27 protein-coding genes are annotated in these 25771 nt (G+C 65.7%); 15 read left to right on the top strand and 12 right to left on the bottom strand.

The window, feature by feature from the left end; all coding sequences use genetic code 11:
* The first annotated feature begins 5 nt into the window (after positions 1 to 5).
* On the top strand, positions 6 to 776 hold the full coding sequence (locus tag A9D60_RS19170) for an aldolase/citrate lyase family protein (protein WP_065269068.1): 771 nt from the start codon (positions 6 to 8) through the stop codon (positions 774 to 776).
* A gap of 189 nt (positions 777 to 965) precedes the next feature.
* Here A9D60_RS19170 and A9D60_RS19165 read toward each other — a convergent pair whose 3' ends face one another.
* From A9D60_RS19165 to A9D60_RS19150, 4 genes are all read right to left on the bottom strand, one after another.
* Entirely contained in the window at positions 966 to 2618 is a 1653-nt protein-coding gene (locus A9D60_RS19165; RefSeq protein ID WP_065269067.1) for a DUF4139 domain-containing protein, read from the bottom strand.
* Positions 2619 to 2711: 93 nt separating this feature from the next.
* Positions 2712 to 3044: a hypothetical protein gene (locus A9D60_RS19160; protein ID WP_065269066.1), complete on the bottom strand. Its 333-nt coding sequence runs from the start codon at positions 3042 to 3044 to the stop codon at positions 2712 to 2714.
* Between the two features lie 125 nt (positions 3045 to 3169).
* Positions 3170 to 4192: an aspartate-semialdehyde dehydrogenase gene (locus A9D60_RS19155; RefSeq protein WP_065269065.1), complete on the bottom strand. Its 1023-nt coding sequence runs from the start codon at positions 4190 to 4192 to the stop codon at positions 3170 to 3172.
* An 82-nt stretch (positions 4193 to 4274) separates the two neighbouring features.
* Positions 4275 to 5447 carry an MFS transporter gene (locus A9D60_RS19150; protein WP_065269064.1) on the bottom strand — a complete coding sequence of 391 codons (1173 nt, stop codon included), beginning with the start codon at positions 5445 to 5447 and terminating at the stop codon, positions 4275 to 4277.
* A 114-nt stretch (positions 5448 to 5561) separates the two neighbouring features.
* On the opposite strand from A9D60_RS19150, the gene A9D60_RS19145 reads away from it, so the two are divergent.
* Positions 5562 to 6725: a DUF3095 domain-containing protein gene (locus tag A9D60_RS19145; RefSeq protein ID WP_065269063.1), complete on the top strand. Its 1164-nt coding sequence runs from the start codon at positions 5562 to 5564 to the stop codon at positions 6723 to 6725.
* Between the two features lie 2 nt (positions 6726 to 6727).
* Here A9D60_RS19145 and A9D60_RS19140 read toward each other — a convergent pair whose 3' ends face one another.
* A complete protein-coding gene (locus A9D60_RS19140; RefSeq protein ID WP_039185460.1) occupies positions 6728 to 7378 on the bottom strand; it encodes a carbonic anhydrase in 651 nt (216 codons plus the stop codon).
* A 176-nt stretch (positions 7379 to 7554) separates the two neighbouring features.
* On the opposite strand from A9D60_RS19140, the gene A9D60_RS19135 reads away from it, so the two are divergent.
* The 3 genes from A9D60_RS19135 (at position 7555) to A9D60_RS19125 (ending at position 10211) form a co-directional block, all read left to right on the top strand.
* A complete protein-coding gene (locus A9D60_RS19135) occupies positions 7555 to 7914 on the top strand; it encodes a hypothetical protein (protein WP_052272455.1) in 360 nt (119 codons plus the stop codon).
* An 85-nt stretch (positions 7915 to 7999) separates the two neighbouring features.
* Entirely contained in the window at positions 8000 to 9382 is a 1383-nt protein-coding gene (locus tag A9D60_RS19130; protein WP_065269062.1) for a leucyl aminopeptidase family protein, read from the top strand.
* A 4-nt stretch (positions 9383 to 9386) separates the two neighbouring features.
* Positions 9387 to 10211: a C40 family peptidase gene (locus A9D60_RS19125; protein WP_065269061.1), complete on the top strand. Its 825-nt coding sequence runs from the start codon at positions 9387 to 9389 to the stop codon at positions 10209 to 10211.
* 95 nt (positions 10212 to 10306) lie between these two features.
* On the opposite strand, the gene A9D60_RS19120 is transcribed toward A9D60_RS19125, so the two are convergent.
* The 3 genes from A9D60_RS19120 to A9D60_RS19110 form a co-directional block, all read right to left on the bottom strand.
* Positions 10307 to 10651, bottom strand: coding sequence for a DUF2794 domain-containing protein (locus A9D60_RS19120; protein WP_039185371.1), 345 nt, complete (start codon positions 10649 to 10651; stop codon positions 10307 to 10309).
* Positions 10652 to 10777: 126 nt separating this feature from the next.
* On the bottom strand, positions 10778 to 11467 hold the full coding sequence (locus A9D60_RS19115) for an ArsR/SmtB family transcription factor (protein WP_065269060.1): 690 nt from the start codon (positions 11465 to 11467) through the stop codon (positions 10778 to 10780).
* A 77-nt stretch (positions 11468 to 11544) separates the two neighbouring features.
* Positions 11545 to 13218 carry a Y-family DNA polymerase gene (locus A9D60_RS19110; protein WP_065269059.1) on the bottom strand — a complete coding sequence of 558 codons (1674 nt, stop codon included), beginning with the start codon at positions 13216 to 13218 and terminating at the stop codon, positions 11545 to 11547.
* A gap of 125 nt (positions 13219 to 13343) precedes the next feature.
* On the opposite strand from A9D60_RS19110, the gene A9D60_RS19105 reads away from it, so the two are divergent.
* Positions 13344 to 13820, top strand: a complete 477-nt coding sequence (locus A9D60_RS19105; RefSeq protein WP_065269105.1) for a c-type cytochrome — start codon at positions 13344 to 13346, stop codon at positions 13818 to 13820.
* Positions 13821 to 13835: 15 nt separating this feature from the next.
* Here A9D60_RS19105 and A9D60_RS19100 read toward each other — a convergent pair whose 3' ends face one another.
* A complete protein-coding gene (locus tag A9D60_RS19100; RefSeq protein ID WP_065269058.1) occupies positions 13836 to 14453 on the bottom strand; it encodes a TetR/AcrR family transcriptional regulator in 618 nt (205 codons plus the stop codon).
* Between the two features lie 137 nt (positions 14454 to 14590).
* On the opposite strand from A9D60_RS19100, the gene mbfA reads away from it, so the two are divergent.
* Together mbfA and A9D60_RS19090 are read left to right on the top strand one after the other, a co-directional pair.
* A complete protein-coding gene (gene mbfA, locus A9D60_RS19095) occupies positions 14591 to 15565 on the top strand; it encodes an iron exporter MbfA (protein ID WP_065269057.1) in 975 nt (324 codons plus the stop codon).
* A gap of 327 nt (positions 15566 to 15892) precedes the next feature.
* The gene (locus A9D60_RS19090) at positions 15893 to 16816 is read left to right on the top strand and encodes an AEC family transporter (protein ID WP_065269056.1); all 924 of its coding nucleotides are present in this window, start codon (positions 15893 to 15895) and stop codon (positions 16814 to 16816) included.
* Between the two features lie 10 nt (positions 16817 to 16826).
* Here A9D60_RS19090 and A9D60_RS19085 read toward each other — a convergent pair whose 3' ends face one another.
* A complete protein-coding gene (locus A9D60_RS19085; RefSeq protein WP_065269055.1) occupies positions 16827 to 17168 on the bottom strand; it encodes a cupin domain-containing protein in 342 nt (113 codons plus the stop codon).
* 228 nt (positions 17169 to 17396) lie between these two features.
* Here A9D60_RS19085 and fghA point away from each other — a divergent pair, with 228 nt between their 5' ends.
* The 3 genes from fghA to A9D60_RS19070 are packed head-to-tail and all read left to right on the top strand — an operon-like array spanning position 17397 to position 20200.
* Positions 17397 to 18230, top strand: a complete 834-nt coding sequence (fghA, locus tag A9D60_RS19080; protein WP_065269054.1) for an S-formylglutathione hydrolase — start codon at positions 17397 to 17399, stop codon at positions 18228 to 18230.
* An 18-nt stretch (positions 18231 to 18248) separates the two neighbouring features.
* Complete coding sequence (sthA, locus tag A9D60_RS19075; protein ID WP_065269053.1) at positions 18249 to 19745, top strand: Si-specific NAD(P)(+) transhydrogenase; 1497 nt, start codon at positions 18249 to 18251, stop codon at positions 19743 to 19745.
* Positions 19742 to 20200, top strand: coding sequence for a YaiI/YqxD family protein (locus A9D60_RS19070; RefSeq protein WP_065269052.1), 459 nt, complete (start codon positions 19742 to 19744; stop codon positions 20198 to 20200). Before sthA ends, A9D60_RS19070 begins: the two co-directional genes overlap by 4 nt.
* Positions 20201 to 20233: 33 nt before the next feature.
* Here the strand turns inward: A9D60_RS19070 and A9D60_RS19065 are convergent, their stop codons facing one another.
* Positions 20234 to 20527: a hypothetical protein gene (locus A9D60_RS19065; protein WP_065269051.1), complete on the bottom strand. Its 294-nt coding sequence runs from the start codon at positions 20525 to 20527 to the stop codon at positions 20234 to 20236.
* A gap of 333 nt (positions 20528 to 20860) precedes the next feature.
* Here A9D60_RS19065 and A9D60_RS19060 point away from each other — a divergent pair, with 333 nt between their 5' ends.
* The 4 genes from A9D60_RS19060 to A9D60_RS19045 are packed head-to-tail and all read left to right on the top strand — an operon-like array spanning position 20861 to position 24324.
* On the top strand, positions 20861 to 21823 hold the full coding sequence (locus A9D60_RS19060) for a DMT family transporter (RefSeq protein WP_065269050.1): 963 nt from the start codon (positions 20861 to 20863) through the stop codon (positions 21821 to 21823).
* Between the two features lie 6 nt (positions 21824 to 21829).
* Positions 21830 to 22450 (top strand): HAD family hydrolase, encoded by a 621-nt coding sequence (locus A9D60_RS19055; RefSeq protein ID WP_065269049.1) that lies wholly within the window; start codon positions 21830 to 21832, stop codon positions 22448 to 22450.
* A gap of 30 nt (positions 22451 to 22480) precedes the next feature.
* Entirely contained in the window at positions 22481 to 23398 is a 918-nt protein-coding gene (locus A9D60_RS19050; protein ID WP_065269048.1) for an ornithine cyclodeaminase family protein, read from the top strand.
* Positions 23395 to 24324, top strand: a complete 930-nt coding sequence (locus A9D60_RS19045) for an alpha/beta fold hydrolase (RefSeq protein WP_065269104.1) — start codon at positions 23395 to 23397, stop codon at positions 24322 to 24324. The genes A9D60_RS19050 and A9D60_RS19045 overlap by 4 nt, the downstream gene beginning before the upstream one ends.
* A 63-nt stretch (positions 24325 to 24387) precedes the next feature.
* On the opposite strand, the gene A9D60_RS19040 is transcribed toward A9D60_RS19045, so the two are convergent.
* The gene (locus A9D60_RS19040; RefSeq protein WP_065269047.1) at positions 24388 to 25641 is read right to left on the bottom strand and encodes an MFS transporter; all 1254 of its coding nucleotides are present in this window, start codon (positions 25639 to 25641) and stop codon (positions 24388 to 24390) included.
* Positions 25642 to 25771: the final 130 nt, after the last annotated feature.

Below are 25771 nucleotides of genomic sequence, written 5' to 3'. Positions count from 1 at the left end.
CCCCCATGCCCGCACCCAAGAACCCCTTCAAACAGGCTCTATCACAGGGCAATCGCCAAATCGGCTGCTGGATGAGCTTTGCCGACGGCCAGATCGCCGAGATCATGGGCACCTGCGGTTTCGATTGGCTGGTGATCGACGGCGAGCATGCGCCCAACGACATCCGCTCGATCCGCGACCAGCTGATCGCGCTTGCGGCCTCCCCCAGCCACCCGGTGGTGCGGGTGCCGGTGGGGGAGACCTGGATGATCAAACAGGTGCTGGATGCCGGCGCGCAAACCGTGCTGGTGCCGATCGTGGAAAGCGCCGAACAGGCCCGCGAGCTGGTTCGCGCCTGCCACTACCCGCCCAAGGGCGTGAGGGGTGTCGGCGCCACGGCAGCCCGCGCCACCATGTTCGGAACTGTTTCCGAGTACATCCAGACCGCCGATCAGGAGGTCTGCCTGCTGGTGCAGGTGGAAAACCGCGCCGGGATGGCTGCGCTGGACGAAATCCTGCAGGTCGAAGGCATCGACGGCGTCTTCATTGGCCCTGCGGATCTGTCCACCGACATGGGCCACCAGGGCAACTCGGCCCACCCGGAGGTGCGCGCGGCAATTGCTGATGCCATCACCCGCATCAAGGCGGCTGGTATCGCCCCCGGTATCCTCGGCACAACCGATGAGGCTACTCATGCCTATGCGGACATGGGCGCGCAGTTCCTGGCGGTTGGCATCGACGTCATGGTGCTGGCCCGCAACGCCCGCGACCTGGCCGCCAAGTGGAAGGCAGACTAACCGCCTGCCGTAAATCACAAAGGAAGCTCTCCCGCGCCTGCCCGCTGCCCTGGCAAAGCCAGAGCAACGGCAGCAGCCTTGGGCGTGGCACCGCGCGATGCGCGGTGCCACGCCCAACGGGAGGAAGGCATTTTCAATGCCCGACGACGGGCGGGAGCCACCTGCCCGTTGCCTGACACCAAACCAGCGTCAGCGCAGCACCATGCCCTCGGGCCAGCTGAGCGTGGTGTCCAATTGGATGGTCTCGCTCCCGCCAGCACCCAGCTCCAGATCCCAAGCCAGAATGCCGCGCTGCTTCTCCACATTTTCCTCCGCGGGCTGCGGCTTTGCATTCCACTCGATTTCCAGATCGTCCTGCTGCGAATAGGGCACCCGGTCCAGCACCCGCACCGCCCAGTCCTGCGCAGTCAGGTTTTCAACCGTGATTTCCACTTTCTGCACTTGCGCGTTGCTGCGCGAGATCAGCCCCTGCTCGCCTTCGCTCTGCCCCAGCACATCGCGGCGCAGCTGCAACCCCTCGATGGGGCCGAACCCTGCGTCCGTCTCTGCCCCTGGCGCCAGCCCGGCGAAGTCCTCCACCGTGACCAGCTTGCCATCGACGAACCGCGGCACCTCATCCGAGGCCAGAAGCTGCTCACCGAAGCTGTTGGTGAAGGTCGCCACACGGTAGGCAGTCTCATCCCGCGACGGCACCGCCACCGCCAGCACTTTTGCCTCGGCCGTCAGGCTGTCCATCTCCAGCCGCAGCAGATCGGCGCCGGAGGCAATCGACACCGGCAATCCGAAGCGGTAGGTCGCCGCCGCACCGCCCAGATCCGCGCCCCAGCCACCCCTGGCCTCTTCAATGACGGCAGGCGCTTCCAGCACCGGCTCTGCCAGCGCAGACATTTCCGCCACATCCTGCCCCATGGACTTCAGCGCCCGCGGCGGCTGCGGTTTTTCAATCCGGCGCAGCCAAGGGTACAGCGCAGACGGGCTGCCCTGTTCACCGGGCACCGCCGTCGACAGGGTCAGCGCCACATCCTGCCAGTTCTCGCCGGTGTCCTGCACCAGCATCACCGCCCGCTTCAGGATCACCTGCTGCTCCGTAACGGTATTCAAGTGCATCTCATAAGACGGCTGCCAGCCGATATTGCCCGCGCCCGCAGTGTAGTAGCTTACCTTGACGGCACCCTCACCCACCTGCTCCGCCTCGATATCCACCGCGATGTACAGCCGGTCATCATCCTCCAGCGTGATCGCCGCCAGCGCTGCCTGCGCTTCTGCCAGCTCCTCTTCCAAGTCCTCCAGCTGCAGTTCTATCCGGCGCGCCTCAGCCTCTGCCGACACCGCCGCCTGGCTGGCCCCCGCCGCCTCCGCAGAGATCATCCGGGCAATTTCACTCAGCGCAGCGGCATCCGCCTCCGCCAGCCCCTCGTTTGCGCCCAGCTGCTGCAGGAACCCGATTGAGGCCTCCGCCGCCCGTACCCCGGCGCGTGCCTGCGCGGCCTCGTCCCGCACCACGGCAATCCGCGCCTCGACCTCGCGCACCCGCGCTTCGGCGGCTTCCACCTCGGGGTCATCCGCATCGCGCGGCGGCACGTAATTCTCGCGCAGCAGGGTGGCGACGCGGCGGGCGCCGGCGATCTCCACCTGCAGCGTCTCCAGCGCAGCCGTTCTGGGCACGTTCTGCAGAATCAGCCGGTGGCGCCCCTCCGGCAGGGTCAGCGCCGCGCTGCGGGTGACTTCCGCCAGACCGGGATACAGCGTCACTTCCGACACCGTGCTGCTGACGGGGATGGTGTCCGCAGCCGCCGCCGCGGCAATTGAAGAAAAGGCAAAAGCCATCAAAGGAAATCGCATTGGCATCTCTCAATCAAAAATCACGGCGGTGGTCCCGCCTGATGCCATGCTACTCCCGCGAGTGAGGTCCGGCCAGCCCGGCCGTTGCCTGCCTCAGGCCCGCGGCAGAAGGCTGCCCAAACGCTGCTCCAGCGCCGTCGCAGGAAACCCCAGAAACCGGCAAGAGCAGATCTCCACATGGCTGTGCATATCGCAGAGCAGCAGGCGCAGCCCTTTCCGGCGCAGGTAAAACCCGTGCTGCTTCAGCCCCTTGCGCAGCTCCAGCCAGCTGGGGGCGGTCTGAAAGATCCCCGCCAGCAGCATCCGCAGCTGCGCCGCCATCTCCGAATCCAGCCGCTTGTGGATGCGCGCGCTGGCCCAGGCGGTCTGGGCCGGGGCAGCGTTCCGGTTCACGAAAACTGCGGGAAGTTCCTTGTGCGCCAGCATGGCCTGTCCTCCTTCACATCTCTGTTCAGGATCAGAGTAGGCCCGGCCGCCGCCCTCCGGCAGGGGCGCAAAAGCAAAGGGGCCGCCTCTTTCGAAGCGGCCCCCTCCCCAAAAGGATATAAGCCTCAGCCCTTCTTCAGGACCTCGCGGCCCAGCAGTTCGGCGATCTGCACCGCGTTCAGGGCAGCGCCCTTGCGCAGGTTGTCCGAAACGCACCACAGGTTCAGGCCGTTCTCGATGGTCGGGTCCTGGCGGATGCGGCTGATGAAGGTTGCAAAATCGCCCGCGCATTCCACCGGCGAGACGTAGCCGCCCGGCTCACGCTTGTCGATCACCATGATGCCCGGCGCCTCGCGCAGGATATCGCGGGCCTCGTCCTCGTCCAGGAACTCCTCGAACTCGATGTTCACGGCCTCGGAATGGCCGACAAACACCGGCACGCGAACACAGGTCGCGGTGACCTTGATCTTCGGGTCGACGATCTTCTTGGTTTCCACAACCATCTTCCACTCTTCCTTAGTCGAGCCGTCTTCCATGAAGACGTCGATCTGCGGAATCACGTTGAAGGCGATCTGCTTCTGGAACTTGTTCGGCGGCACGTCGGTGGTGGGGTTGTAAACCGCCTTGGTCTGCTCCCACAGCTCATCCATGCCGTCCTTGCCCGCACCGGACACCGACTGATAGGTCGAGACTACAACACGCTTGATCTTCGCACGGTCATGCAGCGGCTTCAGCGCCACCACCATCTGCGCGGTGGAGCAGTTGGGGTTGGCGATGATGTTCTTGTTCTTGTAGCCGTGGATCGCTTCCGGGTTGCACTCCGGCACGATCAGAGGGATCTCCGGGTCATAGCGGTAGAGCGAGGAGTTATCGATCACCACGCAGCCCGCGGCCGCGGCCTTGGGGGCATACACTTTGGTCGCCTCGGAACCGACGGCAAACAGCGCCATGTCCCAGCCGGCGAAATCAAAGGTGTCCAGATCCTTGGTAGTGAGTGTCTTATCGCCAAAGCTGACTTCGGTGCCGAGAGAGCGGCGGCTTGCCAGCGCAGCGATCTCATCCACAGGGAACTGGCGCTCGGCCAGGATGTTCAGCATTTCGCGGCCCACGTTGCCAGTGGCGCCAACGACGACGATGCGGTAACCCATTTATCTGTTTCTCCAGTCTTGCCCGGCCCCATGGCCGGCGCCGGTGTGATAATGGTTCCGCGGCCAAGTTTAAAGTCCCTGATCAGTCCATGCTGTCGCGGCTGAACAGATAAATTGCGCAGCCGAGCCCCAGAAGCACCAAAAAGAAGCTGAAAATGCCAATATAGGGCAAGGAAAGGTCCGCACCGGCCATTTTCGCGTGAATGCGGCCAGTGGCAAACTGCATGATTCCCACCCCGCCGATGCCAAAGAGGTTGAGCAGCGTGACCCCCCGCCCGGCCAGATGCGGCGGCACAAAGGCGCGCCCGTGCGCCATGATCACCGGGAAGGATGCCCCGAAGAAACCCACCGCCGCCATCATCGCAACCGGCATCCAGACCGGCGCGCCGGTGGCCAGGATCAGCCCGCCCAGGGCCGCGCAACCCAACAGGTTGCCGCCCAGGATCAGCCATTTGCGGGTGCCCAGCACCCGGTCCAGCGGCCCGTAGGCAAAAGTCCCCGCAATCATCGCCGCCCCCATCACCAAGGTCGCCAGGCCGACGGCCTGGGTGCTGAGCCCGTAAACATCACTCAGGTAGGGTCCGATCCACAGCCCCCTGAGCGCGCCGGAGGGTGCATAGGCCACCAGCATCAACGGAAAGATCGCCCACATCACCGGCATCTTCAGCAGGTCCAGCACCGATCCCTTGTGCTCCCCTTCCGGCTTGTCCGGATCGCTCACCGTCAGGAAAATCCCCGCCGCCACCGCAACCGACACCGCCGCCAGCCCGGCCAGCGTGCCGCGCCAGCCGAACAGATCCACCGCCAGGGCGGTCGGGTAAGACGCCACCAGATTGCCCGCGGACCCCACCCCCAGCATCACCGCCGCCAGCGTTGCAAAGCGCGCGGGCGAATACTGGCGGGCAAAGATGTAATAGGAGGCCATCAGAACCGGCGAACAGCCAATGCCGATCAGGAACATCGCCGCGCCCACGTGCCAGGGCGCAGTTGCCGCGGCAAACAGCGCTGCACCGCCGCCACCGCCCAGCAACAGCAGCAGCGACGCCGTCTTGCGGGGCCCCACGTGATCCAGCGCCCAGCCCACCGGCAGCTGCATGGCGGCAAAGGACAGGAACCACAGGCTGGAGGCAAAGGCCAGATCATCCGGTGCCGCACCGATATCCTGCCCCAGCACGCCGGACAATACCGCCAGAAAGGTGCGGAAAAACTGGCTCAGCACATAGGCCAGGCACAATAAGATCAGTCCTGCCTGCATGTTCTGCCCCCTGCATTTTTGTTACTAGCGCACAGCTTGCATGTTTGGCGCCGACGCACAATTTGTTTAGAAGTAGACAGCAGGCCGCGGGAGCGCGTCAGGGGGCTGAAAGTCATGACAACGGATTCGTTCTACGCCAGCCTCCCCAGGGTCCGCGATTTCAGCGATCTCTCCGACCCGTCGGTCTTTGCCCCTCTGCCCGGCGACTGGCTTCTTTGCTGCACCGACATCGTGAATTCCACCGGGCTGGTGAAGGAAGGCCGCTACAAAACGGTGAACATGGTCGGCGCCGCAGTGATCGCCGCGATGCGCAACGCGCTGGAAGGGGAGGCGTTTCCCTATGTCTTCGGCGGCGACGGCGCCTCCTTTGCTGTGCCGCCCCGCCATCAGGCCACGGCGCAGCGCGTGCTGGGTGCCTTGCGCAGCTGGACAGAGGCGGAATACGGCATCTCCCTGCGCGCCGCGGTTCTGCCGGCCGCCGCCATACGGGAGGAGGGCCTGGAGGTGCAGGTTGCCCGCTACGCGGTGTCGGACCACGCCGATTTCGCCATGTTCAGCGGCGGCGGCCTGGCCTGGGCCGAAGCGCAGATGAAGGCCGGCGCCTTTGCAGTGGCCCCTGACCCGCAAGCAGACCCGCCCGACCTCGCAGGCCTTTCCTGCCGCTGGAGCAATACGCCCGCCCGCCACGGCATCATCCTGTCGGTGGTGGCCCAGCCCGCACCCGGCGCCAGCCCGCAGGATTTTGCCCGCTTCGCCGCCGAAGTGCTGGATCTGGCGGCAGAGCTTGAAGACAGCGGCCACCCGGTTCCCGAAGCCGGCCCGCGGCTGCAGTTTCCGCCTGCCGGGCTGACGCTTGAAGCCAAAGCCTCCGGCGGTCGGCTGCCCTTGTTTTTGCGGCAGCTCTACCTGCTGGGCCATTGCGCCTTTGCCGCGCTGCTGCTGATCAGCAAACGGCCTGCAGGGGCCTTCGACCCGGTGCATTACCTGTCAATGCTGCGGGCGCATTCCGATTTCCGAAAATTCGACGACGGGCTAAAGATGACGCTGGACTGCACGCCCGGGATCAGCCGCCGTATCCGCCAGCATCTGCAACAGGCGGCCGATGCAGGCCTCGTCCGCTTCGGCCTGCACGAACAGGATGCCGCCATGGTCACCTGCATCGTGCCCTCGCCGGTGCAGGACGATCACATCCACTTCGTCGACGGCGCCGCGGGGGGCTATACGCAAGCAGCCGCCAATCTGGCGGCTGCATTCGGGTCCGGCAAGAAAACGGCCTGACGTCAGACCGGGGCGAAAGTGCCCGCCTTGGGGTCATAGCATTCCAGCCCGCCCTCGCCGATGTCAGTCCACAGCCCGTGCAGGCTCAGCTCGCCCGCCTTCACCGCCGATTCGATGAACGGGAAGGTCATCAGGTTCTCCAGCGAGGCGACAACCGCCTGACGCTCGAACTGGCGCGCCTGCTCGACCGGATCCTGGATATCCTCGACACCGCTGAACTTGGGTTTCAGGATGTCCATCCAGCGCCCGACAAAGCTGGTCTTCTCTTCCAGCTGCGGCGCGTGGCCCTTGCACATGTCGATACAGCCCTGCACGCCGCCGCACTGCGAATGGCCCAGCACGATCAGATGCGAGACTTTCAGCGCGGTGACCGCATACTCCACTGCCGCCGAGGTGCCGTGGTGGTCGCCATCAGGCGCAAACGGCGGCACCAGGTTGGCGATGTTGCGGTGAATGAAGAACTCGCCCTGGTCAGCACCGAAAATCGAGGTCACATGCACCCGGCTGTCGCAGCAGGAGATCACCATCGCCCGCGGCCGCTGGCCTTCGGTTGCCAGGCGGCGGTACCAGCCCTGGTTCTCCTCGTATGAAGTGGCCTTCCAGCCGTGATAACGGGTCACCAGATAACTGGGGAGAGGCTTGGCAAATTCCATTGTCGAATCCTCGGTTCGTTTCGCGTTGCCGGCCGTATTAGCCTGCATTGTCTCAAAATTCGAGGGATTTGATCCGCCCGCGGAAACCTTTTGAAAACTTATGGCTTCCAAATTGGCAGACGTGCCGTGGGGGTACAAAGAATTGGGTGAATGTGGTGGCCAATATACTGACAGTGATGCACTCTGAGACTGTGCGCTTGGATCCTGACAAACTTTCCGAACTCTACGAACAGCTCGGCGAAGCCGGTGCTGAGGACGTCGTGTGCCGCGCGATTGAGGAAATGGCGGTGCGCCTGACGCATTGCGAGCGTCTGTGGCGGCAGAACGATATGATGAACCTGCGCAAGAGCGCCCGGTCGCTGATTGCCATGGCCGAACAGATCGGAATGACCGCGCTGGCAAACATTGCCAGGGACGTGACCGTCGCAATCGACGCCGAGGACGCGCCGGCCGTGGCCGCCATCCTGTTCCGGCTGATGCGGGTGGGCGAACGCTCGCTGACGGCAGTCTGGGATCAGCAGGACATGACGATCTGACATTTGTGCAGCCCGCAGGGCTTGCAGGCCGCGCCGCGGCGGCTACTCTGGCGCATCAGAAGTGATTGCAACCGGAGTTTTTTCGATGCCGCGAGTCTTTGCCGAACCCGGCCCTGACGCCTGCCCTGTGCATGTTATTGCAAGCGATGAATTGAACAGCTGGCTTTCAGGCCAGCCGCAGCGCGTTCAGGCCTGGGCATCGGCGCAGGGCTTCACCGGCGCCTGCGGCCAGGCGCTGACGGTGCCGGATGCCGAGGGCCGGATTGAATTGGCCCTGGCGGGCTACGGCAGCGCTGCCCAGCGTGCGCGCCGCCGCTTTGTGCTGGCCGAAGCGGCGCAGAAACTGCCCGCAGGCACCTACCGCATCGCCTCCGGCCTGCCCGCGGAAGACGCCGCCAGCGAGACCCTTGGCTGGCTGCTGACCGCCTACCGCTTCGACCGCTACAAGGACGCCACGGGCGAAACCGCCGCGCTGCAGGCCCCCGAAGGCGTGGATGCCGCCGCGGTTGAATCACTGGCCGCTGCCGAATGCCTCACCCGCGACCTGATCAACACGCCCGCCTCCGACATGGGCCCGGCGGAACTTCAGGCAGCAGCCGAGGCCCTGGCGCAGGAGTTCGGCGCAGAGGCCTCCGTTACCCTGGGTGAAGACCTGCTGGAACAGAACTTCCCGCTGATCCACACCGTCGGCCGCGCCTCTCCCCGCGCGCCGCGGCTCATCGACCTACGCTGGGGCAGCTCCGGCCCCAAGCTGACCCTGGTGGGCAAGGGCGTCTGTTTCGACACCGGCGGGCTGAACCTGAAGCCCGGTAACAGCATGGCGCTGATGAAAAAGGACATGGGCGGCGCGGCCAACGTGCTGGGCCTGGCCCGGATGATCATGGACGCCGGGTTGGACCTGCAGCTGCGCGTGCTGATCCCGGCGGTGGAAAATGCCGTCTCCGGCGCCGCCTTCCGGCCCGGCGACGTGCTGATGTCGCGCAAAGGGCTGACGGTGGAAAACAACAACACCGACGCCGAGGGGCGCCTAGTGCTGGCCGACGCGCTGGCGCTGGCGGCTGAGGACACGCCGGACCTGCTGATCTCGATGGCCACTCTCACCGGCGCGGCGCGGGTGGCCGTCGGCCCGGACCTGTCACCCTTCTATACCGATCATCAGGGCGACGCCGCAGCGCTTGCCGCCAGCGCAGTCCGCACCGCCGACCCGGTCTGGCGGATGCCCTTCCACGAGCCATATGAGACGATGATCGAACCCGGCATCGCCGATCTGGACAACGCGCCCTCGGGCGGGTTCGCAGGCTCTATCACCGCCGCCCTGTTCCTGCGCCGCTTTGCCGGGGACACCCGCTACATGCATTTCGACATCTACGGCTGGACCCCCAGCGCGGCACCCGGCCGGTCTAAGGGCGGTGCCCTCCAAGGCGCCCGCGCGCTGTTTGCCGCGCTGCCGGACATGCTGGAGCTCTGATCCCATGGCTGACCGCCGCCGCACCCCGGTGAATGACCGCATCGCCGCCGCACATCTGACGGACGCGCCCGAGGGGCTGATGCGGGTGGACGGCACTGCCGCCCGCATCGGCGTCCCTGTCGCGGACCTGCTGCGCGCGCCGGACGGCGCCCGCGACCGCCAGCTGGTCTACGGCGAGGCGGTCACGGTCTATGAGGACCGCGACGGCTGGGCGTTTTTGCAGGCGGCCAAGGATTTCTATGCGGGCTATGTCCCCGGCACCGCCCTGGCCACGCCGTTCGAGGCCACTCATTGGGTCAGCGCCCCGGCCACCCATGCCTATTCCGCAGATGACTTCAAATCGCCGGAAACCCATGCGCTCAGCCACGGCAGCCGGGTGCAGGTCCTGGGTGGTGAGGGACGGTTCGCGGACACCAACCTCGGCTATATCCCCGCCCGCCACCTGTCGCCTTTGGGCGATTATGCCAATGATCCTGTGGCAGTGGCAGAGCTGTTCCTCGGCACACCCTACCTCTGGGGCGGCAACAGCCGCTTTGGCATCGACTGCTCCGGCCTGGTGCAGGCGGCGCTCCTGGCCTGCGGAACTGCCTGCCCCGGCGACAGCGACATGCAAGAGACGGAGCTGGGAGAAGACGCCCCCGCCGGTGACTGCCAGCGCGGCGACCTCCTGTTCTGGAAGGGCCATGTCGCACTGGTGCGGGACGCAGAAACCCTGATCCACGCCAATGCCCACGATATGGCAGTGGCGATTGAACCTATCACCGCAGCAATTGAGCGTATCCAAACGCAGGGCGACGGTCCGGTCACCGCGCACAAACGGCTGGCGTAACCCGCGCCCGCCGCCACCGGCGGTAAAAATCTTGCGAAGATTTTTGGCCGGAAAATCCGAATTTTCCGGTTCCCGCTCCGCCGCAAACCCTGCGGCTACTCCACGGAGCGGATCAGCTTGCGCTCCAGCACCCTCAGCACGGTCTTCAGATCCGCCCCGCGCTTCAGGATATGCCCGTCCATGCCGACCACCGAATACTGCCCCTGCCGCTGCCGCAGCTTGGGGCGCTTTTCGATCCGGTAGAGCGGATGCTCTGCCGTGCGCCGGAAAACGGAGAAAACTGCCAGATCGCGCAAGGAAGAAATCCCGTAATCGCGCCATTCCCCAGCCGCCACCATGCGGCCGTACAACGTCATGATGACCGACAGTTCCCGGCGGTCAAAGGCGACTTGCTGAGGTATGGGAGATCCGGGAAAAGGCTGCACCTGATCAAAGCTCATAGATAACAGGTTGCGCCGTTTCCCCGGCAAATCAAGGGTTTTAACGTTCGATTTTTCGTGTGGTGCAGGATGCGCACAGGCGCAACTAGCGCGTTTCCGCCTGTATCAGAGCCTTTTCAGGCCCACTCAGGCCGCCGCCAGCTCCCCGCATTGCACCCCCAGGATCTGCTCCAGCGCCACCCGTCCGGGCGCGGTCAGCAGCAGCCCGCGCTTGTGCCGGTGCCGCTTGACCCAGCCTCTCTCCAAGGCGTGCTCCAGGATTTGCCGCCCCATCGGACCGGCCACATGCAGCTTGCGCTCGGTCCAGTCCAGACAGGGCCGGGCAAAGGGCTGGCGGCTTGTCTTTTCCGGCAGAACCACCCCCAGTTTCAGCCACTCCCCGGCTGGCACCGCGCGAAAGGCGCCCTGTTCCTCCACCAGCATGCCGCGGTCCAGGAAGGCGCGGGTCATCGCCACCGCCAGCGGCCCGGCCAGATGGTCGTAACAGCTGCGCAGCTGCGCCAGCCCGCCCGCCTTGCGCTGCTGGGCGCGGTGCAGGCTGTCGGCCGGCGCAATCGCCGCCAGCTGCTCCAGCGCATGGGCCACCTCTGCGCCGGCCAGCCGGTGATAGACACAGCGCCCGCGCTTTTCCGCCACCACAAGGCCTGCGTCCTGCAGCAGCCGCAAATGCGCCGAGGCGGTCTGCGGCGTCACCCCAGCCGCCGCCGCCAGTTCCTTGTTAGTATAGGCGCGCCCCTCCATCAGCTCGCACAGCATCTGCGTGCGGCTGGCGTCGCTGATGGCCTGGCCCAGAATGTCGAAACGCGGTGTGATCATGCCCCTACCTTATGCGGTTTGCACAGGGACACCCAAGCAAAACCCTTCGCCGCGCGCCGAACTGTCCAAGCACACACTCACGCAAACGACCCATGGCAGAACCAGCCGGGCGACAGCGCGCCGCCATGGGCAAAGAACAGCCACAGCCGCGTGCCGCAGCCCGTCACCACCACCCAGTAATCGCGCACGCCGCTGCGCCACGCCGGGTCCTCCAGCCACCACTCGGGCGCGATCCGCTCCGGCCCCTCCGCCGCTGCCAGCTGCCAGTCCCGGCCGCGCCACCTGAACTGCTCCGGCACCTGCGGCACATCCGGCGCATGCACCAGCTCGGGCCGCCACAACAGCAGCGGCCGCGGGCGCGGCGGCAGTGGCCAGTCGCCGGACGCAGGCTCCGACCAGGCCGCCGCCTGCACGGTGAAGTTTTTTTCCGGAATGTGGCTCTCCGCCGGGTGATAGCGGGTGATCGCCTCCATCCCCAGCCGCGCACCCAGCCGGCCGATCAGATCCTCCAGCGCGGCGCCATCCTCCTGCCGCGCCCGCGCCGCGGCACTTGCCTGCATGTGGCCCGCCGGGGTGCGGGCGTGAATGGCTTCCGCCTGCAAGACCTCCAGCCGCAGCATGTCGATGCCATAGCCCGCGTCGATCTGCTCCAGCTTCATCTCCAGCAGCGGCCGGATGCGGGCGGGATCGCGGCTGGCACGGGCCAGGCCCAGGGTCACCGCCTCCATTTCCTGATCGCAGCGGTGCGCCTCCAGCCGCAAAACCCGCGCCCCCTTTCCGCGCGCCTCCAGCCGGGCACACAGCCGCGGCAGCATCCGGTCAATGCCTGCCAGCAGGTCCTCCATCAGCCCGATCGGCTCCGGCAGGGTCAGCCGCACCGCAAAATGGTCCGGGCTGCGCGCGGGCGAGACCGGCTCCGGCGCGCTGCCCATCGCCTGGTCCAGCCGCAGCACCAGCCCCTGGCCGAAGCGGCGCGCCAGGCTGGCCCGCGGCTGGCCCAGCAGGTCGCCGATCCGCCGAAGCCCCAGCCGGTTCAGCTGCGCCACCGTGGCGCTGTCCAGCCGCAAGGCCGCCACCGGCAAGGGCGCCAGCGCGCCATAGGCCTGGCCGGCTTCGGCAATCCGCCCCAGCTGCGGCACCGCCGCCTGCAGCTGCGGCGCCGCGCCGCCCCGGGTCCAATGGCGCCGCTTGACGCCTTGGCGTTTCTGCGCCCGGGCACGGGTTGCGCGCGCCTCCTGGTCGATGGCGTCACCCGACCGTTCCGGCGCCGCCTCCTCGCCCGCGTAGCGCGCCAGCGCCCAGGCCGCGCCCAGGGTATCGGCCAGCCCCATCCGCACGCTCAGCCCCATCTCCGCGCAATCCTGCCCCGCCGTCTCCATCAGCGCCGCCTCGCTGCCGAACAGATGCGCGCAGCCGGTGAGATCGATGGTCAGCCCGTCCTCCCCGGCCTCAGCCACCCAGGGGCTGAACTTGCCCGCCCAGCGCCTGAGTGCGGCCAGAAACGCCGCCTCCGCCGCGCGGTTGCGCGGCCGCACCACCAGGCCCGCGCACATCGCATGGGCATCGCGCAACGGCTGGCCGGCCTGCAGCCCCTCTGCCGAGGCCGCCAAGTTTAACGCGGAAATAACCTGGGTGTTGGACACTTCCTCGGCAACGGCCAGCGGCCCGGCAATGCCGCCGCGCTCCGCCCGCAGAATGCGTTCGGCGCCAAGGCGCGGAAACCACAGCGACAGAATGCGGCGATGGGGCATGGGCAGATCACGCAGCAGGGGCCGGCAGACGGCAGGTGCAGACGGCAGGTTACAGGAGTTCCAGTGCAGATGTTCCCATTTTGTTCCATTTATTCGATTCGGTCAATCCGGCCCGGGACCGCGCCATGACCCTGCGCCTGCTCAAACCGCTCGCCTGCCTTGCGCTCCTCGCGGCCCTTGCCGCCGGGCCCTCTGCCCCGGTCACCGCCAGTGACGGGGTCAGCAAGCATGTGACCCGCCGCATCACCCTGATGACCACGCAAAAGGCCGCCATGGATGTGCTCACTGCCATGATGGCCGGGCGCGCGGTCTTCGATCAGAGCAAGGCACGCGCTGCCCGGCGGCAGCTGATCACATCCACCAGCAGCATCCGCAAGCACTTCAGGAAACACCGGATGGACCCGCGCAGTCACGCCCGGCCGCAGATCTGGACATCCTGGGATGATTTCGAAGCCCGGGCCAAATCAGCCGAAATTGCGGCCAGAGCCCTAAGCACCCGCTCCCTGCCCGCCCTGCGCCGCACCCTGCCAGGGCTGATGCAAGGCTGCCTCAGCTGCCACGAGACCTACCGCAGGACCCCCAACAGCTTCACCACGCACTAATCGGGAAAGACCGGTTCAAGCCCCGAACCGCGCCAGGAAGGTGTCAATCGCGCCGCTGATCACATGCTCGCGCTCGGCGTCCGAGAACTCGGTGTCGATCTTGAACAGGAAGCGCAGGAAAATATCGGCCTTGCACAGCTCGATGAACTGCGCCGCGGCCAGATTGGCATCCGCCACATTCAGCTCGCCCCGTCCTGCAGCGGCCTCAATATACGCCTGAATCTCGCCATGCAGCACCATCGGGCCGCTTTCATAGAACATCGGCCCCAGCTCCGGGAACCGGTCGGCCTCTGCTACGAAAATACGGAACAGCTGCAGGCTGAAACCGCCCAGCAGCACCCCGTGCACCCGCTCCGCCGCCGCCCGCAGCACATCCCGCGGCCCGCAACTGCCCGGTGCCAGATCCAGCGAGGCGTCCGCCTGCTGCACGCAGGCAGAGCGCACCACCTCCATGAACAGGACCCGCTTGTCGGGGAAATAGCTGTAGAGCGTCGCCTTGGAGACCCCCGCCGCCTTGGCGATCTTGTCGACGCTCGCGCCCTCGAACCCGTCCGCCAGGAACACCTCGCGCGCGCCTTCCAGGACCTGGTCGAATTTCCGGCCGGTGCGCAGGACGCTGGCTTGCTGGTTCATGCGGGCTCCAATGGCTGCGTAGGGGTCTGGGCCTAATGTAGCCTGCGCCGCTCCATTGCAACAGCAGAACCCGCATCATCTTGCGCTCCCTCGCGGAACAGTTATATTTAGAATTATTCTAAACTGAGGGGCAGCAGATGCGTTTTTTCACCCAGCGCAAACGGTTTACGGAACTGACCGGGCAAGAGATTCTGGCCCTTGCGATCTCCTCCGAGGAGGACGATGCGCGCATCTACCGCGGCTACGCCGAGCGGCTGCGCGGTGAATACCCGGCCTCTGCCGCGATGTTTGACGGTATGGCGGAGGAGGAGGACGAGCACCGCGCCCAGCTGATTGCCCTGCACGAGGCGCGGTTCGGCCCGGCGATCCCGCTGATCCGGCGCGAGCATGTGGCGGGATACTACGCCCGCCGCCCGGTCTGGCTGATGGAGAACCTCAGCCTCGACCGCATCCGCGACGAGGCCCGTGCGATGGAACGCGACGCCGAGCGGTTTTACACCGCTGCCGCCGCCCGCACCCAGGATGCTGCCACCCGAAAACTGCTGGGCGACCTGGCCGCCGCCGAGGCAGGCCACCAGGCCCGCGCCGGCGAGCTGCAGGAGGCGCATCTGGACGAAGACACCCGCGCCGACGAGGACCGCGCCGCCCACCGCCAGTTCGTGCTGACCTGGGTGCAGCCGGGACTGGCCGGGCTGATGGACGGCTCGGTCTCCACCCTGGCGCCAATCTTTGCCACTGCCTTTGCCACCCAGGACACCTGGACCACCTTCCTGGTCGGCATGGCGGCCTCGGTCGGGGCCGGCATCTCGATGGGCTTCACCGAAGCCGCCTCGGATGATGGTGAACTCTCCGGCCGCGGCTCACCGCTGAAACGCGGCCTCGCCTCTGGCATCATGACCACCGTCGGCGGCCTCGGCCACGCCCTGCCCTATCTGATCCCGGAGTTCTGGACCGCCACCACGCTGGCGCTGCTGATCGTCTTTGTCGAGCTTTGGGCCATCGCCTGGATCCAGAACAAGTTCATGGAGACTCCGTTCTGGCGCGCCACCATGCAGGTAGTGCTGGGCGGCGCCTTGGTGCTCGGCGCCGGCGCGCTGATCGGCAGCGGTTAGAAGCGCTGCGAGCTGCTCCGCTTGGCCAAGACAGGGTCAAGGGCGGCACAGCCGCCGCGCGCCAGCGCGGTTTACCCTTGAGGCTGTCTTGGACGATATCACAATGGACCAGGCGCTCTCAGGGCAGACCTGCCCTTAGAGCGCGTCTCAGCAGAATTCCCTCCCCGCCCTGTGCGCAGCACAGGGCCACGCCCAACTGTGAAGGGCATTCTTCGAATGACCATGAACAGGCAGGAGCACGCCCCTGCCCGTGCAAAACCTGCCCGTTCAACACCTGCCCAAAAAACAGCCTTTGCCAATTGGTCAGCTCTTGTTACCAATCCAACCATGGCCGAGATCTTTTTCCGCACCCTGCCCTTCTTTGCAATCATCGGCCTTGGCTACTGGGCCGGGCGCAGCCGGTTCTTCACCGAGGAAGCCACCGCCTATCTCACTCGCTTCGTGTTCTACTTCCCGCTGTCGGCGATGATCTTCGGCTTTGCGGCCAACCTCTCTTTTGCCGAGGTCTTCGACCCCACCCTGATCCTTGGCTATCTGGCAGGAACCCTGGCGGTCTACCTGCTGGTAACAGTTGTCGCCATGATCCGCGGCCTGGACGTGCCCACCGCCGCGGTGGAGGCGCAGTGCGCGGCGATCGGCAATGTGGGCTTCCTTGGCCTTCCGATGATGGCGATCCTGTTCGGCCCGGCCTCGGTGGCGCCGATGATGGTGGTGCTCAGCGTCGATCTAGTGGTGTTTTCCTCGCTGATCGTAATTCTGATCAACGCAGGCCGCGGCCAGGGGCTTGGTCTTGCCACGCTCCGGCTGGTGGGCCTGGGCCTGCTGAAAAACCCGATGATCCTGTCCATTGTCGCGGGCCTTGCCTGGTCGGCTTCCGCCCTGCCGATCCCGGAGCCTGCCAACAATTTCCTCACCATCCTCGGCGGTGCTGCCACCCCCGGCGCCCTCTTTGCCATCGGTGCCTCGCTCGCCTCTAAATCCGCAGAACGGGTGCATATCTCCGGCTGGCTCAGCTTTGCCAAGCTGGTGCTGCACCCGGCCTGCGTCGCCCTATCTGTGCTGTGGCTGATTCCGGCGGCACCGTTCTCCGCCGCCGTTGCCATCGCCGCCGCCTCGCTGCCGGTGGCCGGCAATGTCTACATGCTGGCGCAGCACTACGGCGTGGCCCCGCACCGGGCCTCCGCCGCCATTTTCATCTCCACAGTGGTGTCGATTGTCACCGTGCCGGCGGTGATCGCCTGGGTCTCCTGACCCGCAGCCCCTACAGCCGGATCACGTAATCCTTGCGGGTGGTCTCGATCACCTCCCAGGTGCCGCTGAAGCCCGGGCGCAGGATGAAGCTGTCGCCCGCCGCCAGCGGGTACGCGGTGCCGTCATCGCTGGTGATCACCGACCGCCCCTCCAGGATCCGGCAGTATTCCCACTCGTCATAGGAAATCCGCCACTTGCCCGGTGTCGACTGCCAGATGCCGCAATACAGCCCGTCCCGCTCTTCGGCGTTCCAAGTAGTAAAGACCGGATCGCCTGCCAGCACCTTCTCTGCTGCCGGGCGCTCCACCTCCGCCTCCGCGGCCTCCGGTGTCAGTCTCAGAAAATCGTTCATGGCCCTGTGCCTCCCTCTTGCCTTGGCCGCGGACTGTCCCGGTTTTCGCGCCGGCTGTCCAGCACCCCCTTGCGCAAATGCGGCACCCTCCCGGCGGCCAAAGCCCCGATTGTTTGCGGATTCGCAATCCTTGTGCCGCAAAAACCGGCATTGCTGCCGCCCATCCGCTGGACCCTGAGGCCAACTGCGGATAGCGATAGGGCTAACAGATTTTGAGGAGCCTCACCCATGGAAACCGTTTCCGAGAACCGCGCCTTTGGCGGCACCCAGGGCGTCTACAAGCACGCCAGCACCGCCACCGGCGGCGACATGACCTTTGGCCTGTTCCTGCCCGAGGAAGCCAAGGACGGCCCGGTGCCGGTGCTGTGGTATCTGTCGGGCCTCACCTGCACCCATGAAAACGCCATGACCAAGGCGGGTGCCCAGGCCTGGTGCGCCGAGCAGGGCATCGCCATCGTCTTCCCCGACACCTCCCCCCGCGGCGAAGGCGTGGCCGATGATGACGCCTATGACCTGGGCCAGGGCGCGGGCTTCTACGTGAACGCCACGCAACAGCCCTGGGCACCGCATTTCCGCATGTGGGATTATGTGGCCGAGGAACTGCCCGCGCTCTTGGGCGAGAACTTCGCCATCGACCTGGACCGCCAGGCGATCACCGGCCATTCCATGGGCGGCCACGGCGCGCTGACGCTGGCGATGAACCTGCCGGGCCGCTACAAGTCCGTCTCCGCCTTTGCACCGATCTCCAACCCGACTGCATCGGACTGGGGCCGCAAGCAGCTGAGCGCCTACCTGGGCGACGACGAGTCAACCTGGGCCAAGCATGACGCCACCCTTCTGATGCGCGAGAAAGGCTTCGACGGCCCGGTTCTGATCGACACCGGCACTTCCGACCAGTTCATCGACCTGCTGAAACCCGAGGCGCTGGCCCACGCGGTCGCCGAACACCGCCAGCAGGCCACCCTGCGGATGCAGCCGGGCTATGACCATAGCTATTTCTTCGTGTCGACCTTCATGGAGGAGCACGTCTCCTTCCACGCCGACGCGCTGTACCAGAACTAAATCGAAAAGGACGCGGCCATGAGTGACGAATTTGATTATGACCTGATCATCATCGGTTCCGGCCCCTCGGGCCGCGCCGCCGCCATCCAGGCAGGCAAGCTGCACCGCCGGGTGCTGGTGATCGACCGCAAGGACCGGCTGGGGGGCGTGTCGGTGCACACCGGCACCATCCCGTCAAAGACCCTGCGCGAAACCGTGCTGAACCTTTCCGGCTGGCGCGAGCGCTCGTTCTACGGCCGCTCCTACCGGGTGAAGGACCAGATCGAGGCCAACGACCTGAAGGCGCGCCTGCACATGACCCTCGACTACGAGGTCGACGTGCTGGAGCACCAGTTCAACCGCAACCACGTGGACACCCTGCTGGGACTGGCGAAATTCATCGGCCCGAATGAGGTCGAGGTCGCCACCGAAGCAGGCGAGACCACCCGGCTGACGGCAGAGAAATTCCTGATCTCCACCGGCACCAAGACCTACCGCCCGGAATATGTGCCCTTCAACGGCAGGACCGTTGTGGACGGCGACGAGTTCCTGGAGATGGCCGAGATCCCGCGCTCCCTCACCGTGATCGGCGCCGGCGTGATCGGTGTGGAATATGCCACCATGTTCTCGGCGCTGGACGTGCGCGTCACCCTGATCGAGCCGCGTGAGACCTTCCTTGATTTCATCGACAAGACCCTGATCCAGGACTTCACCCATCAGATCCGCGAAAACGGCGTCGACCTGCGGCTCGGCTCCGCCGTCGAAAGCATCGAGGACCGCGGCGAGCATGTCGAGGTGATCCTCGAAAACGGCCGCCATGTGCGCTCTGAAATGCTGCTGTTTGCGGCCGGCCGCATGGGCGCCACCGCCTCGCTGAACCTCGATGCCGTCGGCCTCAAGACCGACCACCGCGGCCGCCTCAGCGTCGACCGCAAGACCTACCAGACCGAGGTGCCTCATATCTACGCCGCGGGTGACGTGATCGGCCACCCGTCGCTGGCCTCGACCTCGCTGCAGCAGGGCCGCGTCGCCGCCTGCCACGCGCTGGAAACCCCGACCCTGCCGGAAAGCCCCTGGTACCCCTACGGCATCTACTCGGTGCCGGAAATGTCCACCTGCGGCATGTCCGAGGAAGAGCTGAAAGAGCGCGGCATCCCTTACGAGGTCGGCGTCGCCCGCTTCCGCGAAACCTCGCGCGGCCACATCATGGGGCTGGAGCACGGCATGCTGAAGATGCTGTTCTCGCTGAAAACCCGCCGGGTTCTGGGCGTGCAGATCGTCGGCGAAGGCGCGACCGAGCTGATCCACATTGCCCAGGCGGTGCTGAACCTCAAGGGCACGGTGGACTACTTCGTGCAGAACACCTTCAACTACCCGACCCTGGCTGAGGCCTACAAGATCGCGGGTCTCGACGCCTTCAACCGGATGCCGATCCCGGAAGAGTTCAAGGTCAGGAAACCCGCCCGCAAGGCCAAGGCCAAGCCTGAGCCCAAGGCGGAGAAAGCCCCCGCGGCAGAGAAGAAGGCGGCAGAGTGACCGCCCTCTACATCGACGCCGACGCCTGCCCTGTGAAGCAGGAGGCCGAGCGGGTCGCCACCCGCCATGGCCTGCGCATGTTCGTGGTCTCCAACGGCGGGCTGCGGCCCTCGCAGAACCAGCTGGTGGAAACCGTGATCGTGGCCGAGGGCGCCGATGTGGCCGACATGTGGATCGCGGAACGCTGCGGGCCGGGCGACGTGGTGGTGACGGGCGACATCCCGCTCGCCGCCAAATGCATCGAAGCCGGCGCCCGCGTCCTGCGCCACAACGGCGAGCGGTTTACGGAAGGAAACATCGGCCAGCAGCTGGCGATGCGCGACCTGATGGCCGACCTGCGCGCCGCCAACCCGCTTGGCATGCAGGGCGGCGGCAAGGGCTTCACCAAGGCCGACCGCTCCCGCTTCCTGGATGCGCTGGAGCGCGAACTGCGCGCTGCCAAGGCAGGCCGCTAAGCCTGCCCATTTTGCAGGCTCACAGCTCCGCTTCTAAACGGGCACAAATTCGATCCAGCCAAATTGCATGGCGGCAACCAGGTAGCCGGCAAACAAGACCACAGCAGTCACCCAATGCCCAAACGCCTTCAGTCGGCTGCCTTCTTTGGGAAACCAGCTGAACCGCCGTAGAAACCCCAGCAAGATATCCATAACCATAAGAACAAACATCAGGTGCCTGAAAAACAGGTAGAGGAACAAGACAGCTAGCGCTATTCCGGCCACCCCGCTTTGCGGCAGCAATTGCCAGGCAGCACCATTGCCGTGCGCTGTAATTTCTGCTTCCATATCAATACTCTGATTAAAATTTCCAGCTTGTCAGTCTTCGCGGCATGGCGCCGTTAAGCCAGTAGCACCGGCCTGCTTATTACCCCACAGGCCTGCGCCCGGGTCAAGGCGCTGCGCCACACTCGAACAGGCGCGTTCAGGGGCAGACCTGACCCTGAACCGCTTCTCAGCAGGAAATCCCCCCCCTCCCCAATCACCTAACCCCAGCGTTCCGCGGCCTAAAATTCCGGCCCGGAATTTTGCCCGGAAAAATTGCATTTTTCCGCCCCGGCCCATTGCCCGGTCAGATCAAATCCGCCACTGATCAAGGGCAGGAGACGGGAGGGCAACGGCATGAGCGCAGAGATGAAGGTCAGCGTCCCCGGCCTGGTTGCCGCCGCCGGGGCGGGCATCGCTTTTTCCGTCATCGACATGATCTTCAAGTTCCTGTCGGGCGACTACCCGCTTTATGAAATGGTGCTGTTCCGCTCCGTCATCGCGGTGGCCGTCATGCTCGCCCTCATCATGCCGCTGGAGGGCGGCTATCACCTGCTGCGCACCCATCAGCCCAAGCTGCACCTGTTGCGCTGCCTGGTGGTGTTCTTCGCCAACATCTGCTTCTTCACCGGCCTCACCCTGCTGCCGCTGGCCGAAGCCGTCGCCATCGCCTTTGCCACGCCCCTCATCGTCACCGCCCTATCAGCCCTGTTCCTCGGTGAACGCCCCGGCCCCTGGCGCTGGGGCGCGGTGTTTGCGGGTTTTCTCGGCGTGCTGATCATCATGCGCCCCGGTGCGGACACCTTCCAGCCCGCCGCCATCCTGCCGCTGCTGGGCGCCTGCGGCTATGCCACCCTGCATGTGCTGACCCGCCGCGCCGGCGGGTCCGAGGCCGGGGCAACGCTGGCCTTCTACCCGATGCTGGGCTTCCTGGTGCTCAGCGCGTTGGCCGGTCTGATCTTTGGCGACGGCCGTTTTGCCACCGGCGACAGCCCGGCCTTCGACTTCATCCTGCGCGCCTGGATCTGGCCAAACCCTCAAGACTGGCCCTATCTGATCGGTGTCGGCATCGCGGGCTCAGCCGGCGGCTATCTGGTCAGCCAGGCCTACCGCATGAACGAGGCCGCGCTGGCAGCCCCTTTCGAATATATCGCCATGCCGATGTCGGTCCTCTGGGGCGTGCTGATCTTCAACGAATGGCCCGACCTGCAGGTCTGGCTCGGCAGCGCCCTGATCATCGCCTCGGGCCTGGTCTCTGTCTGGCGCGAAACCCGCCGTAACCGCCCCGCCCCGCGACCCCGCCCGCGCGCAGAAGGATAAGCCTCCATGCCCATTGATGCCGTCGTCTTTGACATTGGCCGCGTGCTGATCGAGTGGGAGCCGGAACGCTTCTACGACAGCCGCATCGGCGCCACCCGCCGCAAGCAGCTGTTTGAACAGGTGCCGCTGCACGGGATGAACCTGAACGTCGACCGCGGCCACCCCTTCCGCGGCAGCGTCTATGCCCTGGCGGAGCAGCACCCGGAGTGGGCTGAGGAAATCCGCTGGTGGCACAATTGCTGGCTCCAGATGGTCCCGCGCGACATCCCCCATACCGTCCGCCTGATGCAAGCCCTGCAGGCCAAGGGCACGCCGGTCTTTGCCCTCAGCAACTTCGGTGCCGAAACCTTTCAAATCGCCTGCGCCGCCTACCCCTTCCTGCAGGGCTTTGACCGCACATTTGTCTCCGCGCATCTGAAATGCATCAAGCCGGAACCGGAAATCTATGCCATTCTTGAACGCGAAACCGGGGTGGCGCCGGACCGGCTGCTGTTCACTGACGACCGCCCTGAAAATATCGAAGCCGCCGAAGCGCGCGGCTGGCAGACCCATCTGTTCACCGCCCCCGCAGCTTTCGCGGCGCGGCTGGTGCAGGCGGGCCTGCTGACAGAACAAGACGCCGCCTGAGACGGCCCGCAACAGGAGGACAACCCGCCCATGACCATCCCGATCATAGGCTTTGACGAGGGCGAGGCGCTGCTCGATTGGGTCAGCTTTGCCGAGGCGCTGGCCGCCAGCCACAATCTGCCCAAGGCAGAGATCGGCGATACTTTCCTCTACCGCGGGTCCGACACGCTGCTGAGCCGCTCCGCCTGGATCGACGGCATGGGCCTGGCAGTGAAGACCGCCAATGTCTTCCCCGGCAACCCGGATGCGGGCAAGCCGATGATCAACGGCTCCGTCTGCCTCTACTCCGACACGGACGGCACCCTCGAAGCCCTCGTGGACTTCCATCTGGTCACCAAGTGGAAGACCGCCGGCGACAGCCTTCTGGGCGCGCTGCGGCTGGCCAACCCGCAAGCGCAGGAGGTGCTGATTGTCGGTGCCGGCACCGTCGGCGGCTCCCTGATCGAGGCCTTCGGGGCCGGTTTCCCGCAGGCGCAGATCCGGGTCTGGAACCGCACCGGGTCCAAAGCCCAGGATCTCTGTGCCCAATACCCCGGCACCCTTCACGCGCCTGATCTGGAACCCGCCGTCAGGGCCGCGGACATCATCGTCACCTGCACCATGTCCTCCGACCCGGTTATCAAGGGCGAATGGCTGCGCCCCGGCCAGCACCTCAACCTGATCGGCGCCTACCGCCCCGACATGCGGGAGGCCGATGACGAAGCCCTGAAGCGCGCGCAGATCTTCTGCGACAGCTTCGACACCACGCTGGACCATATCGGCGAATTCAAAACACCGCTGGCCGCAGGCACCATCCGGCGCAGCGACGTGCTGGCGGATTTCTACAGCCTCAGCCGGTTTCCCGCCTATGACCCTGACCAAATCACCCTGTTCAAGAACGGCGGCGGCGCCCATCTGGATCTGATGACCAGCCACCACATCCTGAAGAAGTGGAAGGCCCGCGCATGATCTGGCTGCTGCTCCTTGCTGCCGTTGCCATCGCCCTGGCACCCTTCCTGCGCGAGCGCCTGCGCAAACCGATGAACGCCCAGGTACGCCAGACCGCCCCCGGCGCGCTGGCGCAGCTGCCCGGCGGCTGCACCCACTACCGCTGGACCGGCCCGCTGCGCGGCCCCGTCGCGGTCTGCGTGCACGGGCTCACCACCCCCTCCTTCGTGTGGAACGGCATTGCCAAGGGGCTGGGCGCCATGGGCTATAGGGTGCTGACCTACGACCTCTACGGCCGCGGCTACTCGGACCGCCCCTCCGGCCCTCAGGACCGCGCCTTCTTCCTCAGCCAGCTGGAGGAGCTGCTGCAGGACCAGGAGGTCAGCGATGATTTCACCCTGATCGGCTATTCCATGGGCGGCGCTATCGCCACCGCCTTTGCCGCCGCTCATCCTGAACGCCTGCGCGAACTGATCCTGCTGGCACCCGCCGGTTTCGGGCGCAGCCCGGACCGGGTGACGCAGGTCATCCGGCACATCCCGCTGATCGGCGGCTGGCTGATGCACGCGATCTACCCGTCCCTGCACATCCGCGGCACCGAGGCTGAGCGCAAACTGCCCTCCTCGGTTCCCGGCATCGTCGACCTGCAACAGCAGGAATTGCGGTACCGCGGCTTCATCCCCGCGGTGCTCGCCTCGCTCCGCGGCATCCTGAACGAGGATTTCACCGGAGAGTTGCGCAGCCTGCACAGCAAAGGCGTGCCCGCACTGGCAATCTGGGGACAGGACGACGCTGTGATCCCGCACACCTCAGCCGGCCGCCTGGCAGAGCGCGCCCGCTCCGTCCGGCAGGAGGAGATCGCAGGCGCCGGCCACGGGCTGCCCTATACCCACACCGAGGACGTGCTGGAGATCATCGCGGCAAACCACCGCCGCGGGTTGCTTTGACAGCGGCGCCAGCGGCCGGTCTGCGTCTTCTTTGGAAAGTGCTCCGGGGCCGGCCCGCCGGCGTTACGCCGCCGCCGGCACCGCCGCTGCCTGACCCAGCGGCCGCTCCTTCACCGGCAGGTGCACAATCGCGCTGAACGCACCGACACCGACACCGATCCACCAGACCAGGGTGTAATCGCCATAGGCGTCATACATCCGCCCGCCCAGCCACACGCCCAGGAAGCTGCCCAGTTGGTGGCTGAAGAACACGATGCCGTACAGCGTCCCCATGTAGCGCAACCCGTAAATATGCGCGACCAGGCCGGAGGTCAGCGGCACTGTCGCCAGCCACAGCGAGCCCATGGCGACCGAGAAGATGATGACACTTAGGGGCGTGATCGGGAACATGATGAACGCCGCCGCGGCAATGGTCCGCCCGGTATAGATCGCCGCCAGCAGGTATTTCTTGGAATAGCGCTTGCCCAGGTAGCCCGCCAGCAGGGTGCCACCGACATTGGCCGCGCCGATCAGCGAAATCGCCGCCGCGCCCAGCGCCGAGGTGGTGGTGATGCCGATGGAATGCAGCGCTCCGCCCGGCAGGATCGGCCCGCACATCTCAGTGACGAAGGCCGGGAAATGCGCAGTGACAAAGGCCAGCTGATAGCCGCAGCTGAAGAAGCCGAGGAAGATCAGCGTATAGGACGGATCCTTGAGCGCCTTCTTCAGGATCGCACCCATGCTCTCTTCCAGCTCCATCCTGGAGGCCGCCTCCGGTGCGCGCATCAAGGGCAGCAGTGCAATCAGCGCCAGCACCACGCCGGCAAACATCAGGAAAATCGTCTGCCAAGGCAGGAAACCCAGCAGCCACTCCGCCGTCGGCGCGCCGAAGATCTGCCCGGCGGACCCGGCCGCGGTGACAATCGCCAGCGACATCGAGCGGTTCTCGTCAGAGCTCGCCCGCCCCACAACCGCCAGCACCACACCAAAGCCGGTGCCCGCAATGCCAAAGCCCACCAGCCATTCATAGGATTGCATCTCAAACGGCGTTGCCGACATGGCGCTCAGCACGAGGCCCGCGGCATAAACAACCGCCCCCATGATGATCGCCTTGCGGTCGCCGATCTTCTCGGCAACGGCACCGAAAATCGGCTGCCCGATGCCCCAGGCCAGATTCTGGATCGCAATCGCCAGCGAAAACTCCGAGCGCAGCCAGCCGAACTCCTCCGCAATCGGGATCTGAAAGACCCCGAAGGAGGCGCGCACCGCAAAGCTCACCATGATGATGATGCAGCCGACGATCAGAACGGGGGTAAACAGCGGCGCAGAACGGTCCATAAGCTCTCTCCTGATAAGCCGGTGAACCCTCAGGGAAATTTGCCGCCCGGTCAAATCAGGATTTTTGAGCGCATCCTTAAGAATTTTTGATGTGAGGCGGCATCAGGGGTTTTTGCTTCATTGTAGCAAC

Origin of the sequence: Leisingera sp. JC1 (assembly GCF_001679925.1) — a bacterium.
Classification (GTDB): domain Bacteria; phylum Pseudomonadota; class Alphaproteobacteria; order Rhodobacterales; family Rhodobacteraceae; genus Leisingera.
Note: the sequence above shows the minus strand (reverse complement) of the source record. Positions and strands in the feature narration are given on the sequence as shown.

Excerpts from the sequence above, each read along its gene's own strand:
- A9D60_RS19135 (WP_052272455.1), top strand. The coding sequence starts at position 7,555 with ATGCACTCTGAGACTGTGCGCTTGGATCCTGACAAACTTTCCGAACTC.
- A9D60_RS19090 (WP_065269056.1), top strand. The coding sequence starts at position 15,893 with ATGGCCGAGATCTTTTTCCGCACCCTGCCCTTCTTTGCAATCATCGGC.
- A9D60_RS19170 (WP_065269068.1), top strand. The coding sequence starts at position 6 with ATGCCCGCACCCAAGAACCCCTTCAAACAGGCTCTATCACAGGGCAAT.
- fghA (WP_065269054.1), top strand. The coding sequence starts at position 17,397 with ATGGAAACCGTTTCCGAGAACCGCGCCTTTGGCGGCACCCAGGGCGTC.
- A9D60_RS19160 (WP_065269066.1), bottom strand. The coding sequence starts at position 3,044 with ATGCTGGCGCACAAGGAACTTCCCGCAGTTTTCGTGAACCGGAACGCT.
- A9D60_RS19055 (WP_065269049.1), top strand. The coding sequence starts at position 21,830 with ATGCCCATTGATGCCGTCGTCTTTGACATTGGCCGCGTGCTGATCGAG.
- A9D60_RS19050 (WP_065269048.1), top strand. The coding sequence starts at position 22,481 with ATGACCATCCCGATCATAGGCTTTGACGAGGGCGAGGCGCTGCTCGAT.
- A9D60_RS19100 (WP_065269058.1), bottom strand. The coding sequence starts at position 14,453 with ATGAACCAGCAAGCCAGCGTCCTGCGCACCGGCCGGAAATTCGACCAG.
- A9D60_RS19125 (WP_065269061.1), top strand. The coding sequence starts at position 9,387 with ATGGCTGACCGCCGCCGCACCCCGGTGAATGACCGCATCGCCGCCGCA.
- A9D60_RS19085 (WP_065269055.1), bottom strand. The coding sequence starts at position 17,168 with ATGAACGATTTTCTGAGACTGACACCGGAGGCCGCGGAGGCGGAGGTG.
- A9D60_RS19115 (WP_065269060.1), bottom strand. The coding sequence starts at position 11,467 with ATGATCACACCGCGTTTCGACATTCTGGGCCAGGCCATCAGCGACGCC.
- A9D60_RS19155 (WP_065269065.1), bottom strand. The coding sequence starts at position 4,192 with ATGGGTTACCGCATCGTCGTCGTTGGCGCCACTGGCAACGTGGGCCGC.
- A9D60_RS19145 (WP_065269063.1), top strand. The coding sequence starts at position 5,562 with ATGACAACGGATTCGTTCTACGCCAGCCTCCCCAGGGTCCGCGATTTC.
- A9D60_RS19045 (WP_065269104.1), top strand. The coding sequence starts at position 23,395 with ATGATCTGGCTGCTGCTCCTTGCTGCCGTTGCCATCGCCCTGGCACCC.
- A9D60_RS19150 (WP_065269064.1), bottom strand. The coding sequence starts at position 5,447 with ATGCAGGCAGGACTGATCTTATTGTGCCTGGCCTATGTGCTGAGCCAG.
- A9D60_RS19065 (WP_065269051.1), bottom strand. The coding sequence starts at position 20,527 with ATGGAAGCAGAAATTACAGCGCACGGCAATGGTGCTGCCTGGCAATTG.
- A9D60_RS19110 (WP_065269059.1), bottom strand. The coding sequence starts at position 13,218 with ATGCCCCATCGCCGCATTCTGTCGCTGTGGTTTCCGCGCCTTGGCGCC.
- A9D60_RS19130 (WP_065269062.1), top strand. The coding sequence starts at position 8,000 with ATGCCGCGAGTCTTTGCCGAACCCGGCCCTGACGCCTGCCCTGTGCAT.
- A9D60_RS19060 (WP_065269050.1), top strand. The coding sequence starts at position 20,861 with ATGAGCGCAGAGATGAAGGTCAGCGTCCCCGGCCTGGTTGCCGCCGCC.
- A9D60_RS19165 (WP_065269067.1), bottom strand. The coding sequence starts at position 2,618 with ATGCGATTTCCTTTGATGGCTTTTGCCTTTTCTTCAATTGCCGCGGCG.
- mbfA (WP_065269057.1), top strand. The coding sequence starts at position 14,591 with ATGCGTTTTTTCACCCAGCGCAAACGGTTTACGGAACTGACCGGGCAA.
- A9D60_RS19040 (WP_065269047.1), bottom strand. The coding sequence starts at position 25,641 with ATGGACCGTTCTGCGCCGCTGTTTACCCCCGTTCTGATCGTCGGCTGC.
- A9D60_RS19120 (WP_039185371.1), bottom strand. The coding sequence starts at position 10,651 with ATGAGCTTTGATCAGGTGCAGCCTTTTCCCGGATCTCCCATACCTCAG.
- A9D60_RS19105 (WP_065269105.1), top strand. The coding sequence starts at position 13,344 with ATGACCCTGCGCCTGCTCAAACCGCTCGCCTGCCTTGCGCTCCTCGCG.
- sthA (WP_065269053.1), top strand. The coding sequence starts at position 18,249 with ATGAGTGACGAATTTGATTATGACCTGATCATCATCGGTTCCGGCCCC.
- A9D60_RS19140 (WP_039185460.1), bottom strand. The coding sequence starts at position 7,378 with ATGGAATTTGCCAAGCCTCTCCCCAGTTATCTGGTGACCCGTTATCAC.